Source organism: Methylophaga sp. UBA1464, from assembly GCF_002325665.1.
Classification (GTDB): Bacteria; Pseudomonadota; Gammaproteobacteria; order Nitrosococcales; family Methylophagaceae; genus Methylophaga.
Window position 1 is genome coordinate 4,635 of sequence record NZ_DCSO01000020.1, and the last position, 410, is coordinate 5,044.

Sequence of the window (410 nt, forward strand, 5' to 3'; positions counted from 1 at the left end):
GGTTGGATGGTAATGGAATCAGCCAAAGGCATTGCCGATCACACCGGACTTTCTGACACCCTGGTGGGTGGTTTGTTTACCGCCCTGGCGACTTCCACTCCCGAATTGGTGACCACTATCGCCGCGATACGCTACGGTGCGTTGACCCTGGCAGTAAGCAATATCTTCGGCACCAACTGTTTTAATATTCTTGTGGTCGCCGCGGCCGATGCAGGTTATCCGCATAATTCTATCTATCACGACATGTCGCCAGTGCAGATGACATGGGGGTTGGTCAGTATTTTGATGACGGCCATTCTTTTGCTGGGCATGGTGCGACGCGAGACTTATGGCATTGGCCGAATTGGTTTCGAAAGTGCCTTAATCCTCTCTGTTTACGTCATTGCTTTGGGCATTATTGTGTTAAATGG

At 50.5% G+C, this 410-nt stretch carries 1 protein-coding gene; it reads left to right on the plus strand.

The window, feature by feature from the left end; all coding sequences use genetic code 11:
• Nucleotides 1–12 precede the first annotated feature (12 nt).
• The coding region (locus B3O33_RS02135; protein ID WP_414673262.1) for a sodium:calcium antiporter at nucleotides 13–410 on the plus strand (398 nt) is incomplete at its 3' end.